Below are 586 nucleotides of genomic sequence, written 5' to 3'. Positions count from 1 at the left end.
TTACAATCTACATGGACCCAGGTTGCGCTTCAGGAGGCGCGGAGAGCCAGCCGGTTGGACCCAAGTGCATATGTCGATGCCATCCTTGCCTTCTTGGAGGCGGTTATGCTTTCACCAGCGTTGACACGGCCGCAGTGCTCCATGAATGGCGCTCTTCCAACGAAGAGGAGAATCCTCGCCTTTCCAGTTTGCTTGAACAGATTGCGGCCCCGAACAATGAGAATGGCAGCGTTGCTGGTCTCCTTGGCGGTCTATTCATGGCAGCTTGTGAAGTAGAGGATCAGGAGGATGCTCTCCTGCGCTTGGTCTCACGGGTTTATTCAGTCTTCCTGTCGCGCCAAACAGATGAGCAGGCTAAGAGCATCATGATCGATGCCCTTTCGCGAGCTGTCGAACTGAACCAGAGAGCTGGACGCAGAGAGCACCTTCCGGGGCGGCTAAAGTCGTCGACATATCTTTCATCTCCCGAGTTCCTAACACCGGAGTCTGATAGGGTTAGGGAGAAGCAGATCCTGGATACAGTTGGTCGCTGCATCCAGAAAACAATCGGAAGTCATGATATTCCGAAGAAACAGGTAGCAGCATT

At 53.4% G+C, this 586-nt stretch carries 1 protein-coding gene; it reads left to right on the top strand.

The genetic code is table 11. From position 1 onward, the window contains the following. Window positions 1–134: 134 nt before the first annotated feature. Window positions 135–586: hypothetical protein (locus B4A72_RS11285; protein WP_292978601.1), on the top strand; the 452-nt coding region annotated here is incomplete at its 3' end.

Source organism: Paracoccus sp. UBA5162, from assembly GCF_002413585.1.
Taxonomy (GTDB): Bacteria; Pseudomonadota; Alphaproteobacteria; order Rhodobacterales; family Rhodobacteraceae; genus Paracoccus.
The sequence above is the reverse complement of the archived record's forward strand: the minus strand, read 5'-3'. Positions and strand labels throughout refer to the sequence as shown.